Source organism: Mitsuaria sp. RG (assembly GCF_028369275.1).
Classification (GTDB): domain Bacteria; phylum Pseudomonadota; class Gammaproteobacteria; order Pseudomonadales; family Pseudomonadaceae; genus Aquipseudomonas; species Aquipseudomonas peradeniyensis.
Genome location: NZ_JAQMYQ010000009.1, coordinates 1 through 26,678, shown reverse-complemented (window position 1 = coordinate 26,678; position 26,678 = coordinate 1). Strand labels below are relative to the sequence as shown.

The 26,678-nt window shown below is 62.2% G+C and carries 28 protein-coding genes; 8 read left to right on the top strand and 20 right to left on the bottom strand.

Annotated features, from left to right (window positions below; translation table 11 throughout):
• Positions 1-161: 161 nt before the first annotated feature.
• The 7 genes from POF53_RS07495 to POF53_RS07465 all read right to left on the bottom strand — a co-directional run bounded on the left by POF53_RS07495 (position 162) and on the right by POF53_RS07465 (position 5,313).
• Positions 162-1,319, bottom strand: coding sequence for a glutathionylspermidine synthase family protein (locus POF53_RS07495; protein WP_203647416.1), 1,158 nt, complete (start codon positions 1,317-1,319; stop codon positions 162-164).
• Between the two features lie 2 nt (positions 1,320-1,321).
• Complete coding sequence (locus POF53_RS07490) at positions 1,322-2,074, bottom strand: DUF1190 domain-containing protein (protein ID WP_203647417.1); 753 nt, start codon at positions 2,072-2,074, stop codon at positions 1,322-1,324.
• A 25-nt stretch (positions 2,075-2,099) separates the two neighbouring features.
• The gene (locus POF53_RS07485) at positions 2,100-2,525 is read right to left on the bottom strand and encodes a DUF350 domain-containing protein (protein WP_028692698.1); all 426 of its coding nucleotides are present in this window, start codon (positions 2,523-2,525) and stop codon (positions 2,100-2,102) included.
• A gap of 12 nt (positions 2,526-2,537) precedes the next feature.
• A complete protein-coding gene (locus POF53_RS07480; RefSeq protein WP_203647418.1) occupies positions 2,538-3,194 on the bottom strand; it encodes a DUF2491 family protein in 657 nt (218 codons plus the stop codon).
• 371 nt (positions 3,195-3,565) lie between these two features.
• Positions 3,566-4,267, bottom strand: coding sequence for a PspA/IM30 family protein (locus tag POF53_RS07475; RefSeq protein WP_203647419.1), 702 nt, complete (start codon positions 4,265-4,267; stop codon positions 3,566-3,568).
• 16 nt (positions 4,268-4,283) lie between these two features.
• A complete protein-coding gene (locus POF53_RS07470) occupies positions 4,284-4,898 on the bottom strand; it encodes a YjfI family protein (protein WP_254463475.1) in 615 nt (204 codons plus the stop codon).
• A 100-nt stretch (positions 4,899-4,998) separates the two neighbouring features.
• Entirely contained in the window at positions 4,999-5,313 is a 315-nt protein-coding gene (locus POF53_RS07465; RefSeq protein WP_232855838.1) for a DUF2388 domain-containing protein, read from the bottom strand.
• Between the two features lie 219 nt (positions 5,314-5,532).
• On the opposite strand from POF53_RS07465, the gene POF53_RS07460 reads away from it, so the two are divergent.
• On the top strand, positions 5,533-6,324 hold the full coding sequence (locus tag POF53_RS07460; protein ID WP_232855837.1) for a MipA/OmpV family protein: 792 nt from the start codon (positions 5,533-5,535) through the stop codon (positions 6,322-6,324).
• On the opposite strand, the gene POF53_RS07455 is transcribed toward POF53_RS07460, so the two are convergent.
• The 4 genes from POF53_RS07455 to POF53_RS07440 all read right to left on the bottom strand — a co-directional run bounded on the left by POF53_RS07455 (position 6,312) and on the right by POF53_RS07440 (position 9,354).
• Entirely contained in the window at positions 6,312-7,634 is a 1,323-nt protein-coding gene (locus POF53_RS07455) for an ATP-binding protein (RefSeq protein ID WP_234561535.1), read from the bottom strand. The two genes, POF53_RS07460 and POF53_RS07455, sit on opposite strands and share 13 nt — an antisense overlap.
• Complete coding sequence (locus POF53_RS07450; protein WP_498967067.1) at positions 7,635-8,345, bottom strand: winged helix-turn-helix domain-containing protein; 711 nt, start codon at positions 8,343-8,345, stop codon at positions 7,635-7,637.
• Positions 8,346-8,419: 74 nt separating this feature from the next.
• Complete coding sequence (locus POF53_RS07445; RefSeq protein WP_232855835.1) at positions 8,420-9,052, bottom strand: hypothetical protein; 633 nt, start codon at positions 9,050-9,052, stop codon at positions 8,420-8,422.
• 11 nt (positions 9,053-9,063) lie between these two features.
• The gene (locus POF53_RS07440; RefSeq protein ID WP_203647425.1) at positions 9,064-9,354 is read right to left on the bottom strand and encodes a hypothetical protein; all 291 of its coding nucleotides are present in this window, start codon (positions 9,352-9,354) and stop codon (positions 9,064-9,066) included.
• A 358-nt stretch (positions 9,355-9,712) separates the two neighbouring features.
• Between POF53_RS07440 and POF53_RS07435 the strand changes: the two genes are divergently transcribed.
• Together POF53_RS07435 and POF53_RS07430 are read left to right on the top strand one after the other, a co-directional pair.
• Positions 9,713-12,712, top strand: coding sequence for an autotransporter family protein (locus tag POF53_RS07435; protein ID WP_498967064.1), 3,000 nt, complete (start codon positions 9,713-9,715; stop codon positions 12,710-12,712).
• A gap of 220 nt (positions 12,713-12,932) precedes the next feature.
• On the top strand, positions 12,933-13,955 hold the full coding sequence (locus POF53_RS07430; protein ID WP_498967063.1) for an acyltransferase family protein: 1,023 nt from the start codon (positions 12,933-12,935) through the stop codon (positions 13,953-13,955).
• A gap of 59 nt (positions 13,956-14,014) precedes the next feature.
• Here POF53_RS07430 and POF53_RS07425 read toward each other — a convergent pair whose 3' ends face one another.
• From POF53_RS07425 to POF53_RS07400, 6 genes are all read right to left on the bottom strand, one after another.
• Entirely contained in the window at positions 14,015-16,426 is a 2,412-nt protein-coding gene (locus POF53_RS07425) for a TonB-dependent siderophore receptor (protein ID WP_498967061.1), read from the bottom strand.
• A 349-nt stretch (positions 16,427-16,775) separates the two neighbouring features.
• Positions 16,776-17,696, bottom strand: a complete 921-nt coding sequence (locus POF53_RS07420) for a FecR domain-containing protein (protein ID WP_498967059.1) — start codon at positions 17,694-17,696, stop codon at positions 16,776-16,778.
• A complete protein-coding gene (locus POF53_RS07415; RefSeq protein ID WP_498967057.1) occupies positions 17,693-18,208 on the bottom strand; it encodes a sigma-70 family RNA polymerase sigma factor in 516 nt (171 codons plus the stop codon). The genes POF53_RS07420 and POF53_RS07415 overlap by 4 nt, the downstream gene beginning before the upstream one ends.
• A gap of 177 nt (positions 18,209-18,385) precedes the next feature.
• On the bottom strand, positions 18,386-19,426 hold the full coding sequence (locus POF53_RS07410) for an alpha/beta hydrolase family protein (protein WP_498967055.1): 1,041 nt from the start codon (positions 19,424-19,426) through the stop codon (positions 18,386-18,388).
• Positions 19,427-19,512: 86 nt separating this feature from the next.
• Positions 19,513-20,088 (bottom strand): hypothetical protein, encoded by a 576-nt coding sequence (locus POF53_RS07405; protein WP_050704875.1) that lies wholly within the window; start codon positions 20,086-20,088, stop codon positions 19,513-19,515.
• Positions 20,089-20,187: 99 nt separating this feature from the next.
• A complete protein-coding gene (locus tag POF53_RS07400) occupies positions 20,188-21,000 on the bottom strand; it encodes an aminoglycoside phosphotransferase family protein (protein WP_498967053.1) in 813 nt (270 codons plus the stop codon).
• Positions 21,001-21,077: 77 nt separating this feature from the next.
• On the opposite strand from POF53_RS07400, the gene POF53_RS07395 reads away from it, so the two are divergent.
• Complete coding sequence (locus POF53_RS07395) at positions 21,078-21,728, top strand: hypothetical protein (protein ID WP_498967051.1); 651 nt, start codon at positions 21,078-21,080, stop codon at positions 21,726-21,728.
• A gap of 34 nt (positions 21,729-21,762) precedes the next feature.
• On the opposite strand, the gene POF53_RS07390 is transcribed toward POF53_RS07395, so the two are convergent.
• A complete protein-coding gene (locus tag POF53_RS07390; protein WP_498967049.1) occupies positions 21,763-22,170 on the bottom strand; it encodes a hypothetical protein in 408 nt (135 codons plus the stop codon).
• Between the two features lie 443 nt (positions 22,171-22,613).
• Here POF53_RS07390 and POF53_RS07385 point away from each other — a divergent pair, with 443 nt between their 5' ends.
• Both POF53_RS07385 and POF53_RS07380 read left to right on the top strand, forming a co-directional pair.
• Positions 22,614-22,859: a hypothetical protein gene (locus POF53_RS07385; RefSeq protein ID WP_498967047.1), complete on the top strand. Its 246-nt coding sequence runs from the start codon at positions 22,614-22,616 to the stop codon at positions 22,857-22,859.
• 110 nt (positions 22,860-22,969) lie between these two features.
• Positions 22,970-23,239, top strand: coding sequence for a DUF3077 domain-containing protein (locus tag POF53_RS07380; RefSeq protein WP_186733448.1), 270 nt, complete (start codon positions 22,970-22,972; stop codon positions 23,237-23,239).
• Positions 23,240-23,337: 98 nt separating this feature from the next.
• Here POF53_RS07380 and POF53_RS07375 read toward each other — a convergent pair whose 3' ends face one another.
• Positions 23,338-24,069: a hypothetical protein gene (locus tag POF53_RS07375; protein ID WP_280083054.1), complete on the bottom strand. Its 732-nt coding sequence runs from the start codon at positions 24,067-24,069 to the stop codon at positions 23,338-23,340.
• Between the two features lie 531 nt (positions 24,070-24,600).
• Here POF53_RS07375 and POF53_RS07370 point away from each other — a divergent pair.
• Positions 24,601-24,861, top strand: a complete 261-nt coding sequence (locus POF53_RS07370) for a DUF3077 domain-containing protein (protein ID WP_498967044.1) — start codon at positions 24,601-24,603, stop codon at positions 24,859-24,861.
• Between the two features lie 75 nt (positions 24,862-24,936).
• On the opposite strand, the gene POF53_RS07365 is transcribed toward POF53_RS07370, so the two are convergent.
• Positions 24,937-25,755 (bottom strand): RHS repeat-associated core domain-containing protein, encoded by an 819-nt coding sequence (locus tag POF53_RS07365; RefSeq protein WP_498967042.1) that lies wholly within the window; start codon positions 25,753-25,755, stop codon positions 24,937-24,939.
• A gap of 650 nt (positions 25,756-26,405) precedes the next feature.
• Between POF53_RS07365 and POF53_RS07360 the strand changes: the two genes are divergently transcribed.
• Positions 26,406-26,651, top strand: coding sequence for a hypothetical protein (locus tag POF53_RS07360; protein WP_207851539.1), 246 nt, complete (start codon positions 26,406-26,408; stop codon positions 26,649-26,651).
• Positions 26,652-26,678: the final 27 nt, after the last annotated feature.

The following is a 26,678-nucleotide window of genomic DNA, read 5'->3' as shown; positions in this document are numbered from 1 at the left end:
CGACCACCGGAGGATGAGGAATGGCCTGTGTAGGAGCGGCCTTGTGCCGCGAAAGGGGCGCGGAGCGGCCCCAGGATTTCAGCATTGATGCAACGATCGCCGGGGCCGCTTTGCGGCCCTTTCGCGGCACAAGGCCGCTCCTACAAGGAGAGCGCTGCCGGTCAGTCCAGCACTACATGGGGCAGGAAGCGCGAGCTGTCCTTGGTGATCAGCGAGTCGTCTTCACGAATGCCGATCCCCGAGGCCAGGTCGCCGATCACCCAGGAGCCGATCAGGGTGTAGCTGTCGCCGAACTTCGGCAACGGCGCGAAGCCCTGGAGGATGTACGGCGCATCGTCGTAGGGACCGTCCTCGAACACCCGCTGGTCGTCGTCGGTGCGAATATCCACGTTGGCGCCCTCGCGGGAGAAGTACGGCTTGCGCACCCAGCCCTTGGGCACCGGGCGCCGAGGGTCTTCGTCGAGGAACGCCGGCAGCAGGTTCGGGTGCCCTTCGTGCCACTCCCACAGCAGCGGCAGGATGCCCTTGTTGGAGATCAGCGACTTCCAGGCCGGTTCCACGAACTGGGTATCGCAGCCGGCGATGGCCTGGCCGAAGTCCTCGTGGAAGATATGCTCCCAGGCATGCAGCTTGAACAGGCGCGGAATCGGCCGGCCTTCGAGGTCGACGAAACGCCCCTCGCCGTTCAAGCCGATGTCCTCCACATCGATGTGCCGGGTACTGATACCCACGTGCCCGGCCATCTTGCGCAGAAAATCCGTGGTGCCACGGTCTTCGACCGAGCCGGCAATGGCCGAGAAGTAGAACGGGCTTTCGCGCTCGAAGGCGCCAAAGGCCCGCACCAGGTCCTCGGCCAGGGTGTTGAACTGGCTGGCATGGGCCGGCAGCACGCCGCGCTCGATCTGCTGCTCCAGCCAGATCAGCTGGAACGCCGCCGCCTCGTACAGCGAGGTCGGCGTGTCGTAGTTGGCCTCGATCAGCTTGGCCGGGCCGTGGCCGTCGTAGCTGAAGTCGAAGCGCCCGTAGAGGTGCGGATGCCCCTCTTTCCACGAACGGCGCACCAGGTCGAAGAACGCCGGCGGGATCGCCAGGCGGGTCATCAACGCCTCGCTGTCGACGATGCGCTCGACCGCATCCAGGCACATGGCGTGCAGTTCCTGCGTGGGCGCCTCCAGGTCACGGCTGACCTGGGCCTCGCTGAACTGGTAGTAGCCGCGCTCGTCCCAGTAGCGCTCACCGTCGATGGTGTGGAAGGAAAAACCTTCGCGTTCGGCGGTGGCGTGCCAGTCCGGGCGTTCGTCGATGCTGATCTTGCGCATGCTCAACCGCCGAAGCTGAAGCCGCCGCTGCTTTTGCCGCCCCAGCCGCTGCGCGCAGTGGCCTGGCTGCCGAAGCCGCCGCGGGAGATCGACGAGGACACACTGGAGCGGGTCGAGGTTTTGGATCTGTAACTGCTACCGCCGGAGCTGCCGGAGTAGTAGCTGCTGTAGCTGCCGCCACTCTGCTGGGCCTGGTCGGAGCGCTCGAAGCGCTTGCCCTGGTCGATCTGCTGGCCGAGGGTGGTGGTGCGGTAGTCGCCGCGGCTGTCGCGGTACTGGTACACCGGCTGCGAGTAGTACTGGCGGCTCCCGCCACTCATCATCTGACCGAGCAGCAGGCCGGTAAGCAGGCCGTTGAAGTTGCTGCCACCGCTGACGGCCTGGCCGCTGTTCTCGACCTGGGCGCGTGCCGCGTCGACCTGCGACTGGCTCACTTCGCCCGACACCGCCAGCTCGAACCCACCCAGGCGCGGCATGTAGCGGCCGTCGCTGGTGACCTGGCAGTAGTCCGGCACGAAATCGGCCTCGCAGGCCGCCTTGTCACCATAGGTCGGGGCGACCCGGCGGTGATCGGCCAGCGCCTCCATGTAGGCATCGGAACACACATCCACCGGCATCTTGTCATCGACGCAGGCCTGGACAGTGGTGTAGTTGCTGCGCTTGCTGACCGTGTAGGTCTCCTCGGGCGCGCTGCACGCGGTAAGCGCCAGCGGCAGGGAGCTGGCCAGCACCAGCTTGACGGAACTTCGTCTCATGTAGGGCTCCTTGCGCGCAAACGGCTCAGACCGACGGGGTCATGCAGGCCGAGTTGAGGAAGCCCACGCTGATCGCCACGGCGGCGGCGTAGATCGCGGCGGCCATTTCGCCCTTGGCGATTCGGCTGGCCAGGCCCTTGAGCACCAGGCTGGTGATGCCGAAGGCCAACAGCTGCACCACCGCGGCGATCACTACCCAGACCACGAAGTCGAGCAGGCTGACGCTGTAGGCGATGATGTTGCTGGCCGGCAGCGAGAAGCCGATCAGCGCGCCGCCCAGGGCAATGGCCGCGGCGCTGTTGTTGTCGCGGATCAGGGCGAACTCGCGGTGCGGGGTGAGGTGCGTATAGATGAACTGGAATACCCAGAACAGCACCAGCGCCACGCTGATGTAGAGGATGAAGCCGATCACTGCCTGGGCGTTGAGCGACATGCGAAGAGCGTCGAGCATGGTGAATCCTTGTCAGATGACGTTGAAGTCCGTTGATTGCAGGGTGACACCCACCGAAGTGGTCAGGCTGACATTGCCGTCCTCGTCCTCCTCCACCGACAACAGGAGGAATTCGCGGCGATCGGTCAGGCCAGTTTCGCGGGCATACAGCATCGACAGGTGCTGGATGCGGTAGCTGGTTTCGGGGCTGGTGACCCACTCGCTGATCGGCGTCAGCTCGGTCTGCCCTTCCTCGCTGCCCCACTGGCGGACGAACTCGTAGCCTTCATGCTCGTAGTACGGCAGGCCGATGTTCGACTCAGGACCGACCAGGCGCTTGAGTTCGGCGTCGCTGCTGACCGGCACCACGCTGTAGTAGCCGAACAGGATGATATCGCGCACATCGTCGGCCGACGCGCCGTTCATCACCACCTGCAGCCAGTAGTCCTCGTCTTCCATGTAGAAGCGCGCCAGGCGCACCGACTGGCCGAGGTCGACCTCACCGACGGCCCAGACCACTTCCTGACCGGGCACTTCCAGCTCGCTATGGCCATCGAGCAGCAGCTTGAGCGAAGGGTCGAGCTTGAGCATGCGCCCGCTGCCCAGGCCGAACGGCAGGTTGCCTTTGACCGGGCTGCCGGCGGCAGGTTTGGGGGCTTCGAAGCCCATGAAGCGTTTCAACCAACCCACGGGGCATCTCCTGGGTGAGAGGGTGACGGAACCGGAGCCAATGCAGGCGCTGAAGCGAACAGGCAGAGCCTGTGGGGAGAAGGCGACATTGAAGATCCCTTGGGTCGCGGCAGTCCTTTGGCGGGGGCGACACGATACTGCTTTTCGTGCGCTCCGCCAACAGGTCTGCGGCAGGGTTTTGCGCCAGCCTGGCCGGCCTTATCGCGGGGCAAGCCCGCTCCCACAAAGCCGGTGCAGATTTTACCCGTGGGAGCGGGCCCCTACAAAGCCGGTGCAGATTTTACTCGTGGGAGCGGGCTCCTACAAAGCCGGTGCAGATTTTACTCGTGGGAGCGGGCTTGCCCCGCGATGAGGCCGGCCCACTCAGCGGATCACTCCGCCGGCTTCGCCGCCTTGGCCTTCAATCGCGCCAGCACATCGTCGGCGCCGCTGTTGCTGGCACCGATGCCGGCCGACTTCAGGCGTGCCTCAAGGTCGCTGCCATCGGCCTTGCCCGCCAGCTCCGCCGCCGCTTCCAGCTCGGCAGCACGCTCGCTCTGACGCTTCTTGATGCGGTCCAGCGAGCCGACCGCCGTTTCCAGGCTGCCATTGGCGCCGCCGGTGGCCGACGCCGCGCTCACCTGGGCACGCTGCACGCTCTCGCGGGCCTTGACCAGGTCCACCTGCTGCTTGAGGCCCTTGATCTGCGCCTCGGTCTTGCTCACGGTGGCGGTCAGGGTCGCGACCGACGCGCCGAACTGGTCGGCCAGCGCCTGCTCGGAATCGCGCTGGTTGGTCAGGTCGGCGATGCGCGCCGCGCATTCGTGGGCCAGGCCTTCCTCGCCCTTGTCCAGGGCAGCGATGGCTTTCTGTTCCCAGTCGCCGATGGTCTTGTCGAACTCGGTGATGCGCTGCTGCGCGGTCTTGTGCTTGGCCATGATCTTGACCAGCTGGTTGCGCGCATCGATCAGGTTGTTGTCCGCGTCGCGGATCTCCTGGTCGAGGATGCGCAGGGCCTGGGAGTCGACGATCGCCTCACCGACTTCCGAAGCGCCGCCACGCAGGGCGGTGACGATCTTTCTCAACAAACTCATGGGGCAATCTCCGGAATCAGTGGGTGAAGTAGTCTTCGAAATCTTCGGCGGCGGTGATGACGTTGTCGGCCAGGGTGTGGATCTCCTGGACGATGTTGTCCAGCGACGAGGCCGCGCTCAGGGCACCGAACATGGTGTACACCGACTCGCCCGAGGGCAGCGTGTGCAGGCCGATCGACGACAGCGGGAAGACATCGCGGGTGCGCAGCACCGCATCGTTGAAGGCTGCCGCATCCTTCACCTGGCTGGCCTCAACCAGCAGCGTGTCGACCAGGATCTGCTCACCGGCCACGGCGATGTACAAAGGCAGGCCGTCCAGTTCGTTCATCACCAGCTTCAGGCTGGGTTCGGCGCCCTGTTGCAGGGACAGGCCGATCGCGCCGCCGCGTACATCCTCCAGGCCCTGGAGGGCGCCGTGCAGCGATTCGATCGTCCAGTGGTTGTGCTCGGTCATGAAATCCTCCGTTCTGACCTGTTTGCCCGTGAGGGGCTGACGTAAAGCCTTCTCGATACCGCGCAAGGCGGCGGCATGCTCTGGCAGGATCCACAACTCACGCTTGACCAGGCCCGCGGCCTTGAGCCGGGCGCGCATGTCACGCATGTAGTCGGTGGAGCTTTTCTTGCCTGCCATCGAGGGGTGTCCTTGTCTCACATGTGAGGTACGTTACGCCTGGATTGTGACGTTCGCAAGTCTCACATGTGAGCCAGCTCGGCAGAACGAAGCGGATGACTCAGAGCGCCAGGATCGCCTGTGCCAGCGCCCGGTCCGACACGCCAGGCTCATCCAGCACCTGGCGAATCCGCGTAAACGCCGCCTCCATGCGCGCACTGCGAATGGCGCCATCGCTGGCGACGAACGCCGCAGCGTCATCCTTGGCGGCAAGGACAATCTTGTCATCCTTGAACGAGCTGCTGGTGCCTTTGCTGGCGCTCATGCTCAGGCTGACGGTCATGTCAGTGGTCATCACGAAACTGGTGGCCTGGGCCTGGCTGGTGAGCAGGCAAGCGAACAGACCGAGCAGGTGGAACGGCTGCGGGATATTCATGAAACTCTCGAGGTGGCTTGAGGGGAGCGCACCCTAGCAATGACGCGCCTGCTGCAACTTCATGAGCTTTGCAAAGGATTGTTAAAAAGTGCGAAGCCGATCACCCAGAAGCTTGCCCGACACCGTTAACAGTCTTTGACAGTTTCCCGACAAAGCTGCCAAAGATTGCCGCAGAGCCGCTCCCTAGCATGGCGCCATCAATCCTCATCGAGTGTCGCCATGTCTGTATCGAATCGTTTGCTGCCCCTCTCCTGCGCTTGCCTGCTGCTGTGCGCCACCGACCTGCGCGCCGGGGACTGGCAGTATCGCCTGAACGCCGGCATCGCCAATGCCCCTCGCTACAGCGGAGCCGGCGAACGGGCCACGGCACCGCTGCTCGGTGGCAGCATCACCAGCCCCGCCGGCTTTTTTCTCGACACCAGCAAGGGCCTGGGCTGGGCTCACGAAGGCGACACGTTCGACCTTGGGGTGCGAGTGGGCGCCAGCACCGCGCGCAAGGATCATCGCTCCGGCTTCGAAGGTTCGGACAGGCTCGACGGCATGGGTTCGATCAAGTCGCGGCCGCAATTGGGGCTCGACGCTGCCTACCACCTCGGCCCATTGACGCTGGCCGCCAACTTCGAGCACGCCCTGGAGCAGGACAAGGACAAGCCCGACACCGGCTCGGCCTACAACCACCTGAAACTGAGCCTGGGTATGCAACTGTACAAGGGCCGCATCGGCGAGTTGGTGGGCAGCGTCAACAGTCAGTTCGGCGACGGCGACTATATGCGCACCTGGTATGGCGTAAGCCAGGCCCAGGCCGCAGGCAGCCAGTTCCACGCCCACGATGCCCGTGGTGGCCTGATCAGCCGCGGTGGCGAGCTGTCCTGGAGCATGCCCTTCGACGAGCACTGGCACATGGCGACCGTGCTGGCGGCGGACTACCTGAACGACGATGCTGGCGATAGCCCTCTGGTCGAAAAGCGCCTGCAAACCTCACTGGTTACCCAGATGACCTATACCTTCTGACCTTTTTCAGGCGTCCGGGCAGTCTCGCCCCGGACAGGCCAGATCATGCGCAAGGACGCGCCCCCAGCCGCCGCATCGCCCACCTGCGCGTAACCGCCGTGGGACTGCGCCACCCGCCGCACCAGCGCCAGCCCAAGGCCAAAGCCCCCGGTACGCCGGTCACGACTGCTGTCGAGCCGCGAGAACGGTTCGAAAATCCTGTCCCTGCCCGCCACCGGCACACCCGGCCCGTCATCGTCGACCTGCAGCCGGTACTCACCGCCGCTGCATGACAGCGAGACGTGGATATGCCCTTTGGCATAACGGATGGCGTTGCGCAGCAGATTGATCACGGCCCTGGCCAAGAATCGCGGCTCGATACTCAAGGTCTCGACCTGACACGGTGCCAGATGAATCTGCACGCCGCTGGCCTCGGCTTCCAGGGTTACGCTGGCAATCACGCTGTCCAGCCAGCTGCCGGCCTCGACCGATTGCAAGCTCATGGCGGTCGCTCCGTGCTCCAGGCTGGCGTAGGTCAGCAGCTCGGACACCATGTCTTCCAGCTCACCCAGGTCGGCGTACATATCGCCGATCAACTGGTGGGCGCTGGCCGGGTCCGGCAGTTTCCTGAGCTGGTCGAGCTCGAAGTTCAGGCGTGCGATGGGTGTGCGCAACTCATGTGAAACCGCGTTGGTCATTTCGCGCTGGTTGGCGATCAGCACTTCGATACGCGCGGCCATCAGGTCGAAGTGCCCCGCCACATCGCTGATGCTCGAACGCCGCGGCATGCGCACACGCGCCGACAGGTCGTTGTCGCCGAAGCGCTGGGCGGCCAGGCGCAGTTTCTCCAGGTCGCGCCAGTGTGGCCGTACCCAGAAATACAACACCACCCCCAGCAGCAGTGCCAGCATCAGGTAGGCCGTGCCGATGTATACCGGCATGAAGTTGGGTTCGCGCGGCAGCTTGACGCTGAGCAACTGGTCGCCGTCATCGATGCGGCTGAACAGCTGGGTGTACTGCTCGCGCAGCACCAGCTGGCCCTGGGCCAACTGCGCGTATTCACGCTCGCTCAGCGCCAACTGGTCACGCCGCACAAGATCCAGCCCCAGACCGTAGGCCGGTCGCAATCGCTCCAGGCGCTGTGCGCGCTGCTCGCCCTGTACGCCACGCAGTTGTTCGACCAGCGCGTGAACCGTGCCGCGAAAGGTCTCGCGACTGGCCGCCTCCATCTGCGGGGCGAGCAGCGCATCCAAGGTATGCTCGACCGTCTGCAGCGCCACCACCAGGCCAACCGTCAGTATCAGGTACAAGCCCAGGAACAGGCGCAGCATCTAGCGCTCCCAGGCGAACGGGTTGAACAGGTAGCCCTTGCCCCAGACGGTCTTGATCCGCGTCGGTTCACGCGGCGTGTCGTTGAGCTTGCTGCGCAGCTTGCTGATGTACACATCGACGCTGCGGTTCATGCCATCGAAGTCGATGCCGCGCATCTTGTTGAGGATATCGTCGCGAGACAGGATCACCCCGGCATTGCCGGCCAATAGCTGGAGCAGGTCGAACTCCATGGTGGTGCACTCGACCGGCTCGCCCCCCAGGGTCACCTCGCGACACACAGGGTCTATTTTCAGTTCGCCGAACTCCAGCGCCCCGCCCGTGCTGCCCTGTGGCACATGACGGCGCTGCAAGGCGCGCAAGCGCGCCAGAAGTACCGGTGGCTTGATGGGTTTGATCACATAATCGTCGGCACCGGACTCCAGGCCCAGGATATGGTCCAGGTCATCCTCGCGGGCGGTGAGGATCACGATTGGCGTGTCGCTGAGCGCGCGGATCTCGCGGCAGACATGCAAGCCATCCTTTCCGGGCAGCATCAGGTCGAGTACCACCATCGACGGCCGGAACTCGACGAACGCCTGCCGCGCCAGGTCGCCGCGATGAACTTCGCGCACTTCGAAGCCATGTTGCGACAGGAAGGTCGCGATCAGCCCGCAGAGCTTCACGTCGTCCTCCACCAACAGCACCTTGCCTGGGCCAGAGCCATCCATCATCACGCGTTCCAGTCCTTAGAGAAGTGCGTGCATTATGCCCTTGCGCAGGTGTCACTACCATGTCGGCCCGCGCCCTATCCCGCCACCCGCACCAACCGCTGCAACCCCTCGATCACCTGCGGATCGCGCACTTCGAGCACGTCCATCTGGATCCGCGCAATCACCGCCTTGAGCAGCTCGGTCTGGCTCATCCGGGTCTGCTGCAGCAGCGCCAGAAAGTCCTCGGCCATGTGTGCGTTGACCTTCATCGACAAGCGCCGGGTCGCCCCCGATGTCTGTAACCCACGCTGACGCCGCTGCGCCTCCAGGGCCGTCACGAAGGCCTCGTGGCCAGGCTGCAAACCCATGCCCTGGCGGGCCTGCACCAGCCACTGGAAGTAATGGGCCAGGAACAGCTTGCGCAGGTGCGCGCCCGCCTCGCTGCACACGGCCTGCATCGCCGCATCAAGCACATCGAGATAGACCGCCGGTAGCCGCGCCTCGATGGACTTGAGCTGCTGCTTGCGCGCCTCGCGAATCGCCGGGGTGGACTGCGGCGGGATGGCCACCACCGTGTCGCAGCCATCGCACACGCCCACCAGGATATCCCGCGCGATGCCCTGGCCATCGCTGAAGGGCACATCGCGCCGGGTGTAATGCATGGCGACCAGCGCCTGGCAATGCTCGCACAAGGCCTGGCCGGTATCGCCTTCGAACAGGATCTTCATGGTCGGGATACTCATTGGTGAACGCTGATGAACCACGTCTGGGGTTCGATGAAATAGAACTTGATGTACCAGCCGCGGCGCTTCAGCACATGGACCTCGATGGCCGGCACGGCGTGGTGCGGGCTACTGCTGTAGTGGCTGGCGTCGCAAGCATTGATGATATCGATGACTTTGCCTGCGCCGACCTCCCCGATGGCCAGCAGATTCTTGACCTCGATATCACCCCGTGAGACGTGCAGGTAATCCCCGGATTCGAGCGCGGCGACTACCGCGCGCCTGACTGCCCTGAAGCCCTTTGGCATGACCCTTCCTCACGATACGAAAATCATCGTACAAAATCCTGAATGAATCCACCTTCAGGTCGATTCACCCGACCAGCGGCGCATCAGCCATGTCGAGATGCGGATGACACGTGCGGATGAACTATGGCTTGACGGGATTAGCTGGGTTGGACACCTGTGTAACAGGTGCTTTCGAGGATTAGCTGGATGTTTCAAGAAGGCTGGGCGGCCAGCAATATCACCTTCGCCCCCGGTTCGCTCGCCCCGCCTCGCTCACCGGTAAATTATTTCGATTCTTTATAAAAGAGCGGCTTGCAATAGCAAATCGCTAGCAGGAATATCGGATCCGAATCCGGCAAACATGGACCGTTTACTTCAAATGCACCGTTCCCGCAAAAACCGTCTTGCCCTGCAGATTGCCCTTGTCGTTTCCAGTGGCGCTTCGCTGCACGCCCAGGGGGCGGAGTATTTCATCGACACCGCCACCTATTTCACCCAGGAGCTGGGCAGTACCGACAGGCTGAACGTCGGCAGTGCCGGCAGCGTCATCGTAACTACCGGACCGGCGGTGACATTGAACAACCGCAACTACGTCCCTTCGGTTTGGGTCGACAACGCGGGCACGATCACCTCCACCGTCGCCCGGGCTATCGACACCCTCGACCTGCCTGACACCGGGGGGTACTACCATATCAACAACCACGCAGGCGGACTGATCCAGGGCAACGGCGACGCCATCCGCATCAACAACACCACCTCCTACGGCTCCCTGGATATCGTCAACAGCGGCACTATCAGCTCCGCCTTCGGCCAGGGCATCAACCTTGATGCAATGGTCGGCAGCAGCTACTACACCACCCACGTCACCAACGCACGCGGCGGCGTGATTCGTGCCTATGCCGCCGACGGCATGACCACGGGCTCGAATGCCAGGATCGACAATTTCGGCGAGATCTCCAGCGATGGCTTCGACGGCGTCAACCTGCGCGCCGCAACCGGTACCTATGTCACCAACCATGGACAGATCGATGGCGGTCGGCATGGCGTCAACGCCGATGCAAATGGAACGCTCAGCACCTTCGGCACGGTCATTGGCCGCAACGACGCCGGGTTCAATTCGTCTGGCGACAGCAACGTCTTCAACCAGGGTGGACTGATCGTCGGTGGCGCCAATGGCGCGCAGGCCTACGGTGACGGGGATGGCGTGCGTATCGCCGGCATCGGCGAGGTCTCCAACAGCGGCACGATTCGCGGCGAAGGTGCCGCTGGCCTCGATCGCAACGGCATCGCGAACACCAGCGAGGGCGTCGTACTCGGCGGCGGCCGGCTGGTCAACGGCCCGGACGCCCTGATCACCGGTGCTGACAACGGCGTGACGATCGGCAGCGCACGCAACAGCAATGGCGCCGCGCTGAACAGCACCTGGGTGAGCAACGTCGGCACCATCCAGGGGCTGAACGGCCATGGCGTCATGTTCGTCGGCGGGTTCGACGACACGCTTGTCAACGATGGCCTTATCAGTGGCAGCAATGGCCTGGCGCTGGACCTGGGCGGCGGCAACGACCTCCTCCAGGTCTCCACACGGGGCCGCTTCGAAGGCCTCGTCGACGGGGGCAGCGGCCATGACACCGTGGAGCTGGGGCGCAAATACGACTGGTCAGGCAGCGGCAGTTTTGGCAACAGCCGCAATTTCGAGTCCCTGCAGGTTCTGGGCGGAACCTGGACCGTCACCAGCCAGGGCGATTTCAGCGAAACCAGCCGGGTGTTCGACTACGCGCACCTGGTCAACCAGGGCGCCCTGAACGGCACCGTGGATGTCGACCAGTGGGGCACCTATGCGGGCGGCGGCTCGGTCGGCCATCTCAATGTCAACGGCACGCTGTACAGCAAGCCCGAAGGCGCCACCCGGGTCATCGGCAACCTGACCCTGGGCAACCAGGCAATCGTCGATATCGGCGTCAACCCCGATGGCAGCAGCGGCGCGCTGCGGGTGGGCGGCACCGCCTACCTCAATGACGCCAGCCTGCGCATCACCCCCAATTTCGGTGATACGCCATGGCCATGGCACAGCCACTACACCTTGCTCGAAGCCGGCCAGGTCGTCGGCCGTTTCGCTCAGGTTCAGGATACTTACTATGCGTTCCTGACTCCGGAGCTAAGCTATACCGACACCCGCGTGAACATGACCTTGACGCGCAACGACGTGGAGATGACCGAGTACGCCACCACGCCTAACAGCCAGCGGCTGGCCGAGAGCATCCGACCGAACGACTACTGGTGGGAGAGCGACCCCAACACCCCGGTTTACGGCGCCCTGCTCTACGCCAGCCCCGCCACGGCCAGTTCGGCCCTGGAGCAACTGGCCGGCAGCGGCAACGCCAACCTCGGTGCCGCGATTCTCGGCAGCAGCGCCCAGGTCGGCACGAGCATGCTCGCGGCCATGTACCAGATGGGCAGCGGCGCAGGCCTGGCCCTGGCGCTCGACCCGGTGCAGGCCCCGAGCGTCGCAGCCACCGGCGTGCCCAGCGAGCTGCGCAACCTCAACGACCCGCACGCCCGTGGCCGGGTGTGGCTGCAGGGCATCGGCGGCTACGGCAAACTGGATGGCGCCCACGGCAGCGCCGGCCTGGAGCAACGCACCCAGGGCACCCTGCTCGGCGTCGACTGGGCGCTGAACGACACCTGGCGCCTGGGCGTGCTGGGCGGCTATTCGAAAACCCGCCTGGACAGCGGTGCCGACGAGGGCACCCTGGACAGCTGGCACGCCGGCCTCTATGCCTTGCGCCAAAGCGGCCCGCTGGCCCTGCGCCTGGGCGCCGCCTACAGCCGGCACGACGGCGACAGCAAGCGGCGCATCGAATTCGAGCGCTTCAGCGAGCGCCCCAAGGGCGACTACGACGCCGACAGCCAGCAGGCCTTCGTCGAGCTGGGTTACAACCTCGGCAGCGGCCGCCTGAATGTCGAGCCCTTCGCCAACCTCGGCTACCAGCGCTATCACCGCGACAGCTATCGGGAGAAAGGCGGCATCGCCGCGCTGGACGTCGACGGGCAGAGCCAGGACAACTTCAGCAGCACCTTCGGCGTACGCCTGGCGCACTTGAGCCAACTGGACAACGGCATCAGCCTGACGCCACGGGCCAGCCTCGGCTGGCGGCATGTGTATGGCAGCGTGGACAGTGAGGTGCGCCAGGCCTTCGTTTCCGGCGGCAGCGCCTTCAGCGTCGAAGGCACCGCGCTGGATCGTGACAGCCTGATGCTCGAGGCCGGGTTGGGGATTGGCCTGTCGGCACGGCACAGCCTGAACCTGGGGTACAGCGGCGAGCTGGGCAGCGATAGTCGCAACCAGGCGCTGACGGCGCAGTGGCAGATGATGTTCTGAGACCGCCCCTGCGGGTAAGCGAACAGTGGGAAACATGAAGGAGCAGGGCTGAGCTTGGCTACGGGTCAAGCCCTCTCTGCCTGGAGCTACGTGTCACTCATTGATCCCGCGGCTCCCAGTGGAGACCCGCCCATGCGCCAAGCACGGCTTGCAGGGTCGCCAATGGATTTTCCGAGCGGAGCCTTGATAGGATTGAGGTTTGGTTGGAACAACAATAAAAATGCTGAATTCTATACAGATCCTGCGAGCCATCGCAGCATGGATAGTGGTGTTCCATCACTACATGCAGATCACCTACAACTTTAAATTGATGGACCCGCTATCCGTTGCGCTGCAACGCTACGGTGCCATCGGGGTCGACCTGTTCTTTGTCATCAGTGGATTCGTCATCTACCTGTCGGTGTCCAGGAAACCTGTCACGCCCCTGGAATTTGCCAAGCACCGAATCGCTCGCGTGGTCCCGGCCTACTGGTTATTCACGTCCATTACCGCAGCGTTGCTGATCCGCCTGCCAGGCGTCATTCCCTTCACAGGGTTCGAGCCGTTGTTTTTCCTCAAGAGCATTTTCTTCATACCGGCCCTGAACCCCTCCGGCATAGAGTATTTCCCGATCGTGACCGTCGGCTGGACGCTCAACTACGAAATGATGTTCTACAGCGTATTTTTCGCTTCGTTGTTTCTCCCCGGGAAGTATCGTATCGCCGCACTCTTCCTCGGCATCCTTGCGCTGCGCAAACTCTTGCCGGAACTGGGTGGCGCGTTCGAGTTCTACAAGCACAAGATCGTCTATGAGTTTCTCTTCGGCGTGACGGTCGGCATCCTCCACCAGCGGGGCACATTCAACTCGATCCGGCCCTGGGTCGCCCTTGCCCTTCTGGCAACAGCACTGTTCGTCATCGCCAGGTTCGGCGAAGCCACCCACAACCCCTTCAAATGGGGAATCCCCTGCGCGCTGCTTGTCATCTGCGCGATTTCCCAGGAGCGGCTGCTGCACAACATGACCTGGCTGAATGCACTGGGTAACTGGTCGTACTCCACCTACTTGTGCCATATCCCGATTCTCAGCCTGATGCTGGAATTGCAGAACAATACGGATCTGCCTCCAACCGCGACCTTGATCGGTTCACTTGCCCTGATAGCCCTGGTTTCCGCGATCAGCTTCAACCTGGTGGAAAAACCGGTTGCAAGGCTCGCGAAGCGAACCGACAGGCGCCAGACTGACAGCCCTGCGCTCGGAAACTGAGTGTTCGCCCACGGAGCTGGCGGGTGACTCCCACGCATGGGAACCACCCGCCGCCTCCGTCAGAACGCGTAGACCAACGTCGCCGTGGCACTACGCGGGGTGCCATACCACCCTCGCGCGCCGATCGCCGAGTAGTACTTCTCGTCCAGCACGTTGTTGAGGTTCAACGAAACGCTGGTTTGCGGCGTGAACGCGTACTGCGCCATCAGGTCGACCACGCTGTAGGCGTCCTGGGTGAACGTCTCGCCATGGGGTCCCGCTTTCTTCTTGTACTCCATGCCCTGCCAGCGCACGCCGCCGCCGACTTTCAACTGCGGCAGGGACTGCAGTTGATAGCTGGTGAAGAGCTTGAAGGTATCGCGTGGCACTTCGGTGAGCAGGCGCTTGCCTTCGGCGTCCTCGGCCTGGGCATAGGTGTAGCTGGCGGAAACTTGCCAGTCGGGCAGGATCTGCCCGGCCGCCTCCATCTCGAAACCACGGGTCTTGGTGCCGGACTCGGCGCGGTAGGCCTGGTTGCCGTCCGGTGCCAGCTTGTCGCCGTCGGCCACGGCCAGGTTGTCCTGCTGCACTTCGAAGACACTGAAGGCGGTGGTCAGGCGCTTGTCCCAGAACTCGCTCTTGATGCCCAGTTCGTAGTTCACGCCCTCCAGCGGTTCGATATAGCCACCACTGGCATCCTGCCTGCTCTGCGGCTTGAAGATGGCGGTATAGCTGGCGTAGGCCGACCAGTTCTCGGCGAAGTCGTAGATCAGCCCCACGTAGGGCGTGACCACCCCGGTCTCGCTGCGCGAGGTGCGCGTGGTCGCACCGGTTGCCAGGGTGGTATGGCTTTCGTCGCGCTTCCAGTCGATCAGCCGCGCACCGGTAATCAGCGCCAGGTCATCGGTCAGGCTCCAGCGCACCGAGGCCACCAAACCGTCCTGGGTTTCATCCAGCGCATCCTCCGTGGACTTGGTGTGGATGGCCGCCGGGATTGCCAGCGAACCGTCCCAGGTGTGGATGTTGTCGATGGTCTGGAACGACCACAGCGGGTAACCGTTGTTACGGTAGTAGGCGCGGTAGTGACTGGCGCCCAGGTACCCCTGGTGCTCACGGGAAAACAGCTCGAACGGACCGGAAGCCGACAGGTCAAACGACGTCTGCCGCGGGTCCCCTGCCCAACGCCCCGTCCAGGTGCTGATGCCGCTGCCGTCGGGCTTGACGGTGCCGCTGGCGGCGGTGGCAAAGGCGTCGTCATAGCTGCGGCGACTGTGCTCGGCGTTCAGCTTCAGTTGCCAACCGTTGTCCAGCTGGTGCTCCAGGGTGGTGAACAGGGTCTTCGCGCTGCGCTTGTGGTAGCTCCAGTCCGACGCCGAGTTGAACGAGCGTGACGGGTTGAAGTGGCTGCCATCGGCGTTGTACATCGGAAAACCGTGGTTGCCCGCGCCGTCGTTGTCCATCTCCTGGTATTCCGCGCCCACGGTCAGCAGGGTGCTGTCGGTGACGTCCCATTCCAGCACGCCATAGGCTACCTGCCGGTCCAGCGACTGGCGGTCGACATTGCTCTTGCTGTCGGTGGTCGAGGCCACGAAACGCCCACGCACATGGCCGCTTTCCGACAGCTTGCCGGACACATCCAGCTCGGTGCGGTAGTTGTCCCAGGAGCCGGCCTTGAGGGTCAGTTTGCGTTGGGTCTCGACGGTCGGCTTCTTGCGAATCAGGTTGACCGTGGCGCCGGGATCGCCGGTGCCCGACATCAGGCCGGTGGCCCCGCGCACCACTTCCACCCGGTCATACGACACCATGTCGGCCAGGTCGTCACGGAACCCGTAGCTATCCGGGCGGTTGACGCCATCGACCTGGATGCTGCCGACCTGGAAACCCCGCACGTAGATATGGTTGGCGTCGCTACCGGCCGGCCCCATGCTGTCGACGACCACACCCGGCGTCTGCTCGAGCACCTGGGTCACGTCCGTGAGGTTCTGGTCTTCGATCTGCTGGCGGGTCACCACGCTGACGGACTGCGGCGTCTCCCGCGCCGACAGGCGCAGGCCGGTCGCGGTGCTGGCAGAACCCGTGGTGTAGCTGCCGGTGCCTTCGGTGGTGCTGCCCAGGCCCAGGGCATCGACACTGGTCGCACCCAGCTCGACGGCGCCGTCGTTCTGCACCTTGCTCAGCACATAGCGTTTTTCGCCCACCTGCTGCACCCGCAACCCGGAGCCCTGCAGCAATGTGGCAAAACCTTGCTCCAGCTCGAAGCTGCCCTGCAGCCCCGTTGAATGCAGCCCGGTGGTTTCGTCGTTGCTGAAGCTGATGGTCACGCCGCTGGCGGCGGCGAACTGGCTGATCGCAGCGGCCAGGCTGCCGGCCGGGATATCGTAGCGCTGCGGGGCGGCCCAGGCGGTCGAGGTCGCCAATGCGCCAGCGCACAGGCTCAATGCGAGGGTCGCCTGACGGATACTGCAGGCTAGCGAGGTACGGCGTGCGGACATGAAAAGGGGTTCCTGTACTGGTTGGCATGGGCACGCTTGAAGCGCGCGCCCTCAAGAGCCGAAGCAGCGCGAGAAATCTGCTACCCCAAATGCGAAAAATTCTCGAATGTTGTGACAGGATAAAAAATCTCCCAGGCGTTCAACCTGCTTCATCGCCCAGAATTCGAGGCGCGAGAGGATTCCGGGTAGGGGAGGATTCCTGACGCGGGAGGATTCGAGGCGTGGGAGCGGGCTTGCCCCGCGATGAGGGCGTCAAGGCCGCCATCGCATCGCGGGGCAAGCCCGCTCCCACGCCTCGAATCCTCCTACGAAATGTATTTCAAGGGAGGGCCAATGAAATGCAGTCGCCCTACCCCACCCCAAGCGGCTCCAGCCGCACCCAATAGCGCGTCACGCGCCGCGCCCGAACCGGCAACGCGTCTTCCAGGCTGGCCAAGGCAACATCGGTGTCATCAAGATTGAACGCACCCGACAGGCGCAATCCGGCAACCTCCCCCGCACACCCGAGATAACCAGGCCGATAGCGCGCCAGCTCACGGACCACATCGTCCAGGCGCCAATCAACGCTGACCAGCATGCCCTGCGCCCATGCCTGGCCGCCGGGGGCCAGGGGACGCAGCGGCCCGACACCGTCGGCGCCGAAGCTCAGCCCATACCCGGCATCGATACGCACCACTTGCGACGCTTGCGCTGGCCGCACTTCCACGGCATGGGCAGCCACCGCCACGTGGCTCGTACCCGCGTCCTGACGCACGCTGAAGCGGGTGCCGAGGGCACGGATCACACCTTCGGCGGTGCGCACGCTGAGCGGACGCGGGTCCTTGGCAGTCTCCACCAGGATCTCGCCCTGGCGCAGGTGGATCAGCCGCAGGCCAGCGTCGAAGCGAATATCGACGCAGCTATTGGTATTGAGGTCCAGGCGCGTGCCATCGGCCAGGGTCACTCGGCGCCGCTCGCCGGTCCGGGTCGAGTAATCGGTGCTCCACGGCGAGAGCCGGTAACCCTGCCAACCCACCACACCGGCCCCCAGCAACAGCACCAGGGCCTTCACGGCATGGCGCCGATCCCGTCGGGCGATTTCCAGGGTCTGCGCGGCGCCGCTGGGGGCGTTGCCCAGGCGGCCTTGCAGCTCCTCCAGCCGCGCCCAGGCGGCGGCATGACGAGGGTCGGCGGCGCGCCAGGCTTGCCAGGAGGCGCGGGTGGCGGCGTCGACGTTGCTGTCGTGCAAGCGCACGTACCAGTCCACGGCCTCGGCAAGAATGGCCTTCATGCACCCTCGACCAGCAGGCAGTGCATCAGCCCGCGCGCCAGGTGCTTGCGCACGGTGCTCACCGAAACGCCGAGGCGTTCGGCGGCCTTTTCGTAGCTCAATCCGTCCAGTTGCACGGCAAGGAAGATCGCCCGGGTGCGTGGGCCGAGGCCGTCGAGCATCCGGTCGATGGTCATCAGGGTATCGAGGATCGCGGCGTGGGTTTCGGCGGAAGGTGCGTAGTGCTCCGGCTGCAGCGCCAGGGCTTCGAGATAGGCGGTTTCCAGGCTGCGGCGGCGATAGAGGTCGATGACCAGGCCCCGGGCGATGGTGGCCAGGTAGTGACGGGGCTGGTTGAGGGTGCCGGCGGTGCGCGCCAGCAGCACGCGGATGAAGGTGTCCTGGGCCAGGTCGGCGGCATCGGCGGAGCTGTTCAGGCGTTGGCGCAGCCAACCGTGGAGCCAGGTGCTGTGCTCGCGGTAGAGCGTTTCCAGGCCGCAGTGGACAGTGCCGGCGGGAACAACGGTGGACATCACGTCCTCCCCCAAAAAGATTACCAGGTGCGAATAAGAATTTGTCGCAAGTGTACTGAGTGAGGACGGGATTGGGAATGGTGGCAGGTACGCTCACATTGCTGGATAGCCGTTCATGAACAGATCGATTGCCTGCATCAGCTGCGCAACCATTGATCCGCCCATGATGGATCGTCGTCAGTTATGAAACGACTGCGCCAGAAACTCGGTGATCTGCAAGGCAATCTGCTGCTGGATCAGCGCCCGTGGCCGAGCGTTATCGCCATCCCGGCAAATGACGCCATCACCGGGCGCGTCCTCTTCCAGCAACGCCAATGCGCCGGGTTTGCACATGGACAAGAAGCTGAAGTGGCTGGCGTCCTCGATCTCGACATAACGACTCGTCGCCTGAGGCAAACGCTTGGCCAGGTCGGCGGACTCCAGCTGTGCCGGAAGGTCTTCGGAGGGCGCGCCCGCCGCGATCACCAACGTCGGCACCGGCAATGCCGCCAGACTGGCATTGGTCATACCACGTGACAGGCCCAGATCCAGGGTCACGATGGCGGTGACACGCTTGTCACGCAGATCGTCGTCCAATCGGGCTTTCGATGCCGGGCTGCGGTCGGGGTTGATCTGTTTGTATACGTTGCAACTGGCCAACTGCGGATGGGCGATGCAGTCCTGGGCAAAGCGCTCGGCGTCGAACCGGGCACCGGCGATTTCCAGGGCCGTCCAGCCGCCCAGCGAATGGCCTGCCACCGCGATCTTGCCCACTGCCACCGCTCCGAACTTTGCCGGCTGAGCCTTCACCGCATCGATGGCCCGTTGCAGGTCGATGGGACGCTGCCACAACTGTGCCGCGGCTTCAGGGTCGCGATTGCGGGTGGTGGTGCCGGGATGGTTGACCGCCGCCACGATGTAACCCTGCCGAACCAGCGCGCTGGCCAGCCATGACTGGTTTCCCCAGTTGCCCCGGTAGCCGTGGGACAACACCACCAAGGGGTGCGCGCCTTTGGCCGGAGGCGCATCGGGCACGGCGGGATCGCCGACGAACACCGGTGTATCACCGATCAGTTGCGGCGTGGCGGTGGTTGTAGCCGGGTACCAGACCGCCAGCTCCAGCGGGCGGTTATTTTGCTTGTCCGCCAGGGTCGAGGTCCGGAAACCGATGGGTGTTTCGCCGGCAAACGCCGGTAGGCTGAAACAGATGGAGAGCAAGAAGCCGAGCAGTGTTTTCATTGTTTTTATCTTCCTTGATGGGATCAGCGCCAGCAGGGCGCGATCGGGTGCGTGGGGAACGTATCGCCCCCTCACGTTGCCCTCGATCAGAACAGCCCGCCCATGGTCAACGTCAAGCCGCCACCAGCCTGCACCCCGATGTTGAATCCGGCGGAGAAGATCACACCCTTTGCCGAGCGCAGAAGACGCGGCAGGGTGTCCTGTGGCAGAAGCGCCCCACCCGCCCCCACTGCGGCGGTGCTCATGATCAGCAATTTGGGGTCCAGACCGAACAGCACGCCCGACCCGCTGCCACCACCGACCAGGCCCAGCCCGCCTTCGAGGAACACGCATCCACCTTTGAAATCGTCGCGGACCAGGCCACGGCCAGCGACCGAGTCAGCCACCAGCACCGTGCCGATCGCCGGGAAGTCTTCGTTCGCGCCCACCGCGCCGACGCTCTTGCCACGTACCAGCAAGTTGATCTTGCCGACCCGCGGCAGGCGCGCGCCGACGCCCACCCCGATCCCGAGCGAGCCGTAGCGAAACTGTTGTTCGGCCTTGTCGGGATCGGTCAGGGTGAGCAGACCGCCGCTGGCGGCGGCGAACATCACCGTCAGACCACCACCGCTGGCCGTCTTGTATTTCCAGTCGCTGACACTCAGGGGTAATGTGACTTGCATGTGAACCTCCTTGTATTGGCAATACCATCCGGCGCTGGCGAATGCGTATGCCCGGACCGCCAGCAGCATAGCAACTCGTTTATTTTGTGAGGCACCGGTTCAGTCAGAAATCTGGACGCCGCAGTCGAGAGCCGAAGCTGCCAGCTTGGCCATCTCAAGCCTACCGTCCGGTTCGACACCATCCTCGATCATCCAGGTCGCCGACAACCCTGCCCATGCCAGCACCCATTGCAAAAGCCTGCACCGATCAATACCGGCAGCAGTCGAGATAATCGTTATCCGACGTGCAAAGGCCCCCGGTGCCAGCGCGCTTGCATCGTCGGGGTTGCAGAGGATGTTGGCGTAATCGAAGCCTCGCTCGCCGTACAAACCCTTGGGATCGATGGCGAGCCATCCAGCCGACCCGAAATCCAGCACATTGCCGTGATGGATATCGCCGTGCAGCACCACCACATCCTGCGGTTCGGCCAATAGCGCCCTCGCCGCCCTGGCACTGTGTTCCAGCACCCCGCCGTGAGTCGCCGCCGCACTCCACAACGCTTCGAACCATTGCGCCAGCGGAACCAGCGCAGGCATTGGCTCAGCGCGTGGGGCGTGTAGGCGGGCTACCACCGCGCAGAGGATGCGTGTGGCCTGGTCATCCCGGCCATCGGCAGCCATCTGCGCCAATGATGCCGAGCCTTGCGCCCGCGTCATCAACAACGCCTCGCCATCGTGAGCCAGCACCGGGGCCGCGCCATCACCGCCCCACCAGGCCATGAGCTGGTTGCCCGCCTGCTCTTCGGGTGATTGCGCGATTTTCAGCATGGCGGATGTATCGCCCTGGCGAACCGGGAGAAGATGGCCGTTCAACGAAACGAACGCGTTCCCGTCGAGGGTCAGCCCCCATCGTTTCAGGTAGTGGTCAAACATGGTTTCATTACTCGCGATTCACTTGTGAACGGGGCTCGATGAGCCGGTGAACATCCATCGATGCCGTTCATTCGGAAATGACTATCCTGACGCGACGATTACCCGAGTACCAGCAGATGCTATCCGCACAGCAAGCCAGCGCCATAGTCCTCGACTTTCTTAAAGACGTCATTCGAGACGGCCGCCCGGAACGGTTCGTGATTCAGTCCTGTGAACTCACTGCGAAGGGCGACTACTGGGTAGTTCGTTGCAACAGCGAGGACTGCGTGGTGCATGGCAAGACCGAGTATTGCTACGTCGGCGTCAACGCCCATCTGGTCGATGTGAAAAGCGGCGCGCTCGAAACGGTCGCCAACTGCTTCACTATCGAGGAGTACCTGCAGGACAAGGACGACCTCCATGCCGCAGCGGGCAAAATTTATGTGCTGGCGCCTTCGTTTACTCGTGAAAGCAGAACGGCGGTGATCAATCTGCGACAGAAGCTCGCCTACTCCTATCCCGACACCCTGTTCCTTCTGAAGGGGGCAGGCCGGCTGTGGTTCAAGGGTATCCGCCGGCAACTTGAAGGTGCCCGGCAACTGCTCGCCACCGAAGGTATCACGACGCAGATCGAGCTACATGCCGACCCACTGGACGCCATCCTGATCGGGCCGCAAATCTGGTACACCGAGGCGGTATTCAATGCGCTGCGCAGGAAGCCACTTCACCATGGCGAAGCTGCTGAATGACGTTTTGTTCGATGTAACCTGCCCTGCAACTGCCTCAACGGGAGAGGTCTGCCAGTAACGTCTTGACCGCCCCAGGCCCCATGGCACTCAAAACCTGCGTGGCGGCCGCGCGCATCGGTTGCCAGTGGCCACGCTGAAAGATCGACCGATCATGGCAAGGCAGGTCGCCGTCGCCCATCGACGCATAGAGCGCCCATACGCGGTTCAATGGCGCCGCAATCGAATCAGGCAAGGCATTACCGACGACCTGAAGCGCGTCCTCTACATGACGCAGCCTGGCGTTCCACACCTCGCAGGCCAGGCAACCCGGCAGCGCTTGCTCCTGCTGTGTTGCGGTCATGGCAACGAACTCCAGCGCCGGAATCAAACGCGCTATCGCGTCGACAGACTCAAGTTCGTCTGCGCCATACCACTGGCAAATCAGGTCGACAAAATCAGGCATCTCGCTGGCCTTTGAGGTTGAGGTGCATCAGCAGGAACACGGGTGTTCGGCATGGAACACCACCTTGCATGCGATGTACACCCATTGCCCAAGCCCTTTTCCAGTCACTACTTATAAAGCGCTCAGAAAGACAGCAAGAATCAGATTAAGCCCCTTCCTTGTAGTCCATTTCCCAAACATACTGCTGCCCGCCATTTTCCGTTGCGACCACCCTGCCAGGGCTCTAGTCTCGGCCTGTCGTTGCCTATCAACGACACAGCTTTGACAGGCTGTGACGGTAGAATCACGCAGGCAGTCTCCGTTCAATGGTGGCTGTACGTGTGGGCACGCTTGCGTGCGCCGGAACTTTTGCGTGATTTACCGCCGGTCTGTCAACCCACGTACAGCTGCCGCCCTTTTGTTTGACAGCAGGCTGGTGGTGGCACCGCCAACGGTAAATCACCATGTTAAAGATCGTCCCCGACCCACCCCACAACCACCACTCCCTCGAAGACGCCCTCATCCAGGCCACCGAGTACGCCCTGTGTGCACAGAGCGTGGCGCATCAGGCCGTGTTGCTGCAGCCCAAGTCACCCGCCGCGATTCTGATGCTGGCCTCCATGCATGAGATGGAGGCACTGCGTGTGCTACTCGAATCGGCATTGATCCAGGTACAGATGCCGAACGCGCAGCCACGTCCGTTGCACTAGACCCCAAGGCCTGTGGCACCTGAGCTGACGCCATCGCATCCCACCGTGGGAGCGGGCTTGCCCCGCGATAGCGTCAGACCAGGCAGCGAAAACTTCAGGGAGATTCAATCATGACCACAGACACCACCACGCCCCATACCACCGTGGGCAAGACCAAGTTCTACCAGGGCGAAGGCCAGACCGACCCACTGTTCTGTATCGAGCCCGGTATCCCTTGCCAGCACGCCCGCGACCAGGCCTCGGAACTGATGGGCTGCGTACGCGACCTGACCATCACCGGGATCATGGAGGAGAAACCGCAGATGCTCTGGGCGGCGTACTACCTGAGCGCGTTGGCCAAGGCGCTGATGGATGATGCGGAACTAGGCATGAGCCACTGAAGCGGGAGAAGACTTGGGCTTACCTTGCAACAGGTAAGCCCTCTCAAAATAAAAGAGCCACGCACTGCGTGGCTCTTTTATTTCAGCTTGCCACCCTCTTAAAGTGATTGCAGAGAAATACTGGCGCTCGTAGAGTCTTGCTGACTATCAGCATCCATCCAGACCCACTGCGTGCCGTCGCCTTGCAAGTTATTGCTGACACTTTGAATCTGAGTCGCAACAATGGTGACAGCGCCTTGTTCCGAAGCCGTAGGCCCAATATTGGTAACTTGACCAGACAGCAGGCCATTGGAGGTTTCATTAACAACAAACACAGTAGCAGCCGCTTCTCGGAACTGGCACGAGATAAACTGAGTAATTTTGCTAACGATGGTCAGATTCATCCACTTTGACGGAGGCACTGCATAATAGCGGTTATATTTGTTGAACGGATACTGCTCACCATTAGCCTGCAGCTGGTTATTGTTCAGCCCGCTTGTATTGGTCGGCATGCTGGTACTGCCCAGCCACAGCTCGACCTGTGCGATGCCACTGTTGCTGGGCAGCGAAACCGAGATGGTCTGGGTATCGGTACCCGAAACAAAGCCCAGCGAAGCCAAGCCGGCATTGGCAGTGGTGCCTGGAACAGTGATGCGTGCCGGGGGTTGGCTATTGCTCCATACCACATTGACAGTGGCGTTATTGTCACTACCTGCAGAGTTATAGATGAAAATCCCGTAAATCTGGCCAGGGCGCAACGTCGTGCAGGTAGCCGTATCACCCGGAGTCAAAGTAATCCGTTGGCCACCGTTCCAGTTTATTTGTGAGGCTGCGATAGCGAAGCTTTCCATGGGATAGTCCTTTAGTAGATGCAGCATGATAGACGCGCGTACGTCCCTAACATCCGTTGCGCGACTACGAGATTAGCCATCACATAAAAATATGCTACGGAGCGTTTAGAATCATTGGGAATTAGCGAATAGTGGCTAAAAGCTATTCACCCCTCAATTAAAACTTAAGTAACAATCATACTAAAGTAAGCGCTGGAATAGCACTTTCTACAACAGACTGATATCCATTACTTTTCAGCGCTCATTGAAAATGTTAGGCCTGTTGGCTTTCACGATAGAAATTTGCGCGATAGCAGTTGATCGTTTTATTCGAACTACCGTCCAGCCATTGCTACTGTGCGAGATCCCGAGAACGCCAATCGCGCGCCCGGGGCAATCTGATTGGCACAATGCGCTAATGCTTCCGCCATGGGGTGCCCGGTCTGGCGCATTCGCGGGGCCAGTCCGCTCCCACCCCATCGCTTCCCGACGTGGGGGCAGGCTTGCCCCGCGATGACATCAGCTCAGGTGCGGAACATTCAGGGAGATTCAATGATGCCCACAGACACCGCCACGCCCCACACCACTGTGGGCAAGACCAAGTTCTACCAGGGCGAAGGCCAGACTGACCCGCTGTTTTACATCGAACCCGGGATTCCCTGCCTGCATGCGCGGGGCCAGGCTTCAGAATTGATGGGCTGCGTGCGCGACCTGACCATCACCCGGATCATGGAAGAAAAGCCGCAGAGGCTCTGGGTGACGTACTACCTGAGCGCGCCGGCTAAGGGGGATGAGCCACTGAAGTTGAGGTAGGCACAGTAGCAGACTGGCTGGTGCCGGACACTCTGGTGCAAGGACAATCGCAATAATTTTGACTATGCCAACAGGTCAATAGAGAAACCAATCGGTTTCATTTTCAGTGCGTATCTCTTTGGCCCCATCCACCCCTGCGTGTAGGTCTTTCATGTTTACGATAACCCTATGCTGCTCGAATAACAGTGGAGCATGCTTTTCAACAGCAATCACAAAACTCGGCTCATCTGGGGATGATACGGGCGCTGAATCGACAATCTGAGGCCCCTTCATTCCACTTGTGCTTGCACTTCGGTAAACAGACTCAATAAAAGGAGCGTGTGATGCTTGACTCCTCGCAAATGATCCAAAGCTCGTGACAGCCGTATAGTTCGCAGACGTTGATGAAGCCTCTGCTCTTTTCCCAACGGGGGCAGACACTTTAGATGCGCCATCGCTACCCGCCATGATCGGCGACTGCATCATCGAGACAGAGGAGGTACCTGAAACCCTACTACCGGGGGCTTTAGGGAGTTGTTCAGGTCTAGCCGACCGCCACCTCCAACCAGACCTGACCCCCTCCCCAACATGACCAGATGGATCGCGTTGATATACAGGATTGCCACCACAATAAACATAGGCATTAACATCACCCTCGCCAAATGGACTGTAACTGTCTGGCGAGTTGAATCGCATCAACATAGGACTATAGGCACGGTAGCCATTACCCAGCTGATAGTGACCGCTGGCCGGCTCACGATGTTGACCGTTGAACCGCAGCAATGGCAGTGAGCCGTGGGATCCAGCATCATGGCCATAAGCGGTATATGCCACGTCGATATCACCTAAATCACTACGAGAGCACATTGCAGTACCTACGGTATCTACCTGCACTAAACGAATGGCAACGGTCATGGCCCATCTCCCTGCGGTGAAACAGCAGAATCACCTGGAAGAGAGTCGGACCGCAACTGATAGAAATATCAGGCAGCCACCAGGAGGTCGGTGTGCCGCCTCGACGAACAAAACCTCTTGCTATCTGACGGTACATTAACGTATGTCTGGGCGACCCTCAGCGCGAGCGGCCTCTGATCGGCGTAGTCAGTGATGACGGTAATCTTTGAAGGAAAACGGGGACGGCCTTGTTTTCTGCTATGCGAACCTGCACGCATAGATGTATCACCGCCCAACCAGCAGGTGCCTGCCCCAGAAATCAAGCTCAGCTGCAGAGCGAACCAGCCTGAAAATAGTCGATTGAAGCCGCCAACAATCAGATTTTGCCCCTTCCTTGTAGTCCATTTCCCAAACATACTCCTACCGCGTTTTTTCCGTTGCGACCTCTTGGGCAGAGCTCTAGTCTCGGGCTGTCGTTGAATATCAACGACACAGCTTTGACAGGCTGTGACGAATAATCGTGTATGGCTTGCCGTTTATGGCGGCTGTATGTGCGGGCACGCTTGCGTGCGCCGGAATTTTACGATTTTCGCCGGTCTGTCAACCCACGTACAGCTGCCACCCTTCTGTTTGACAGCAGGCAGGTGACCGCATCATGGAGAAAAATCGTGATGTTGAAGATCGTCCCCGACCCACCCCACAACCACCACTCCCTCGAAGACACCCTCATCCAGGCCACCGAGTACGCCCTGTGCGCGCAAAGCGTGGCGCATCAGGCTGTTCTGCTGCAGCCCAAGTCACCGGCCTCAATTCTGATGCTGGCCTCCATGCATGAGATGGAGGCACTGCGCGTGCTACTGGAATCGGCATTGATCCAGGTACAGATGCCGAACGCGCAGCCGCGTCCGTTGCATTAGATCACAAGGCATGTGGCGCCTGAGTTG

What these genes read in the sequence shown, in the direction of transcription:
- POF53_RS07445 (WP_232855835.1), bottom strand. Translation starts at nt 9,052, where the DNA reads ATGAAGATCCTGTTCGAAGGCGATACCGGCCAGGCCTTGTGCGAGCAT.
- POF53_RS07435 (WP_498967064.1), top strand. Translation starts at nt 9,713, where the DNA reads ATGCACCGTTCCCGCAAAAACCGTCTTGCCCTGCAGATTGCCCTTGTC.
- POF53_RS07425 (WP_498967061.1), bottom strand. Translation starts at nt 16,426, where the DNA reads ATGTCCGCACGCCGTACCTCGCTAGCCTGCAGTATCCGTCAGGCGACC.
- POF53_RS07360 (WP_207851539.1), top strand. Translation starts at nt 26,406, where the DNA reads ATGTTGAAGATCGTCCCCGACCCACCCCACAACCACCACTCCCTCGAA.
- POF53_RS07365 (WP_498967042.1), bottom strand. Translation starts at nt 25,755, where the DNA reads ATGACCGTTGCCATTCGTTTAGTGCAGGTAGATACCGTAGGTACTGCA.
- POF53_RS07385 (WP_498967047.1), top strand. Translation starts at nt 22,614, where the DNA reads ATGTTAAAGATCGTCCCCGACCCACCCCACAACCACCACTCCCTCGAA.
- POF53_RS07485 (WP_028692698.1), bottom strand. Translation starts at nt 2,525, where the DNA reads ATGCTCGACGCTCTTCGCATGTCGCTCAACGCCCAGGCAGTGATCGGC.
- POF53_RS07450 (WP_498967067.1), bottom strand. Translation starts at nt 8,345, where the DNA reads ATGATGGATGGCTCTGGCCCAGGCAAGGTGCTGTTGGTGGAGGACGAC.
- POF53_RS07375 (WP_280083054.1), bottom strand. Translation starts at nt 24,069, where the DNA reads ATGGAAAGCTTCGCTATCGCAGCCTCACAAATAAACTGGAACGGTGGC.
- POF53_RS07390 (WP_498967049.1), bottom strand. Translation starts at nt 22,170, where the DNA reads ATGCCTGATTTTGTCGACCTGATTTGCCAGTGGTATGGCGCAGACGAA.
- POF53_RS07380 (WP_186733448.1), top strand. Translation starts at nt 22,970, where the DNA reads ATGACCACAGACACCACCACGCCCCATACCACCGTGGGCAAGACCAAG.
- POF53_RS07475 (WP_203647419.1), bottom strand. Translation starts at nt 4,267, where the DNA reads ATGAGTTTGTTGAGAAAGATCGTCACCGCCCTGCGTGGCGGCGCTTCG.
- POF53_RS07440 (WP_203647425.1), bottom strand. Translation starts at nt 9,354, where the DNA reads ATGCCAAAGGGCTTCAGGGCAGTCAGGCGCGCGGTAGTCGCCGCGCTC.
- POF53_RS07490 (WP_203647417.1), bottom strand. Translation starts at nt 2,074, where the DNA reads ATGAGACGAAGTTCCGTCAAGCTGGTGCTGGCCAGCTCCCTGCCGCTG.
- POF53_RS07370 (WP_498967044.1), top strand. Translation starts at nt 24,601, where the DNA reads ATGATGCCCACAGACACCGCCACGCCCCACACCACTGTGGGCAAGACC.
- POF53_RS07495 (WP_203647416.1), bottom strand. Translation starts at nt 1,319, where the DNA reads ATGCGCAAGATCAGCATCGACGAACGCCCGGACTGGCACGCCACCGCC.
- POF53_RS07430 (WP_498967063.1), top strand. Translation starts at nt 12,933, where the DNA reads ATGCTGAATTCTATACAGATCCTGCGAGCCATCGCAGCATGGATAGTG.
- POF53_RS07460 (WP_232855837.1), top strand. Translation starts at nt 5,533, where the DNA reads ATGTCTGTATCGAATCGTTTGCTGCCCCTCTCCTGCGCTTGCCTGCTG.
- POF53_RS07465 (WP_232855838.1), bottom strand. Translation starts at nt 5,313, where the DNA reads ATGAATATCCCGCAGCCGTTCCACCTGCTCGGTCTGTTCGCTTGCCTG.
- POF53_RS07405 (WP_050704875.1), bottom strand. Translation starts at nt 20,088, where the DNA reads ATGCAAGTCACATTACCCCTGAGTGTCAGCGACTGGAAATACAAGACG.
- POF53_RS07455 (WP_234561535.1), bottom strand. Translation starts at nt 7,634, where the DNA reads ATGCTGCGCCTGTTCCTGGGCTTGTACCTGATACTGACGGTTGGCCTG.
- POF53_RS07410 (WP_498967055.1), bottom strand. Translation starts at nt 19,426, where the DNA reads ATGAAAACACTGCTCGGCTTCTTGCTCTCCATCTGTTTCAGCCTACCG.
- POF53_RS07400 (WP_498967053.1), bottom strand. Translation starts at nt 21,000, where the DNA reads ATGTTTGACCACTACCTGAAACGATGGGGGCTGACCCTCGACGGGAAC.
- POF53_RS07420 (WP_498967059.1), bottom strand. Translation starts at nt 17,696, where the DNA reads ATGAAGGCCATTCTTGCCGAGGCCGTGGACTGGTACGTGCGCTTGCAC.
- POF53_RS07415 (WP_498967057.1), bottom strand. Translation starts at nt 18,208, where the DNA reads ATGTCCACCGTTGTTCCCGCCGGCACTGTCCACTGCGGCCTGGAAACG.
- POF53_RS07395 (WP_498967051.1), top strand. Translation starts at nt 21,078, where the DNA reads ATGACTATCCTGACGCGACGATTACCCGAGTACCAGCAGATGCTATCC.
- POF53_RS07470 (WP_254463475.1), bottom strand. Translation starts at nt 4,898, where the DNA reads ATGGCAGGCAAGAAAAGCTCCACCGACTACATGCGTGACATGCGCGCC.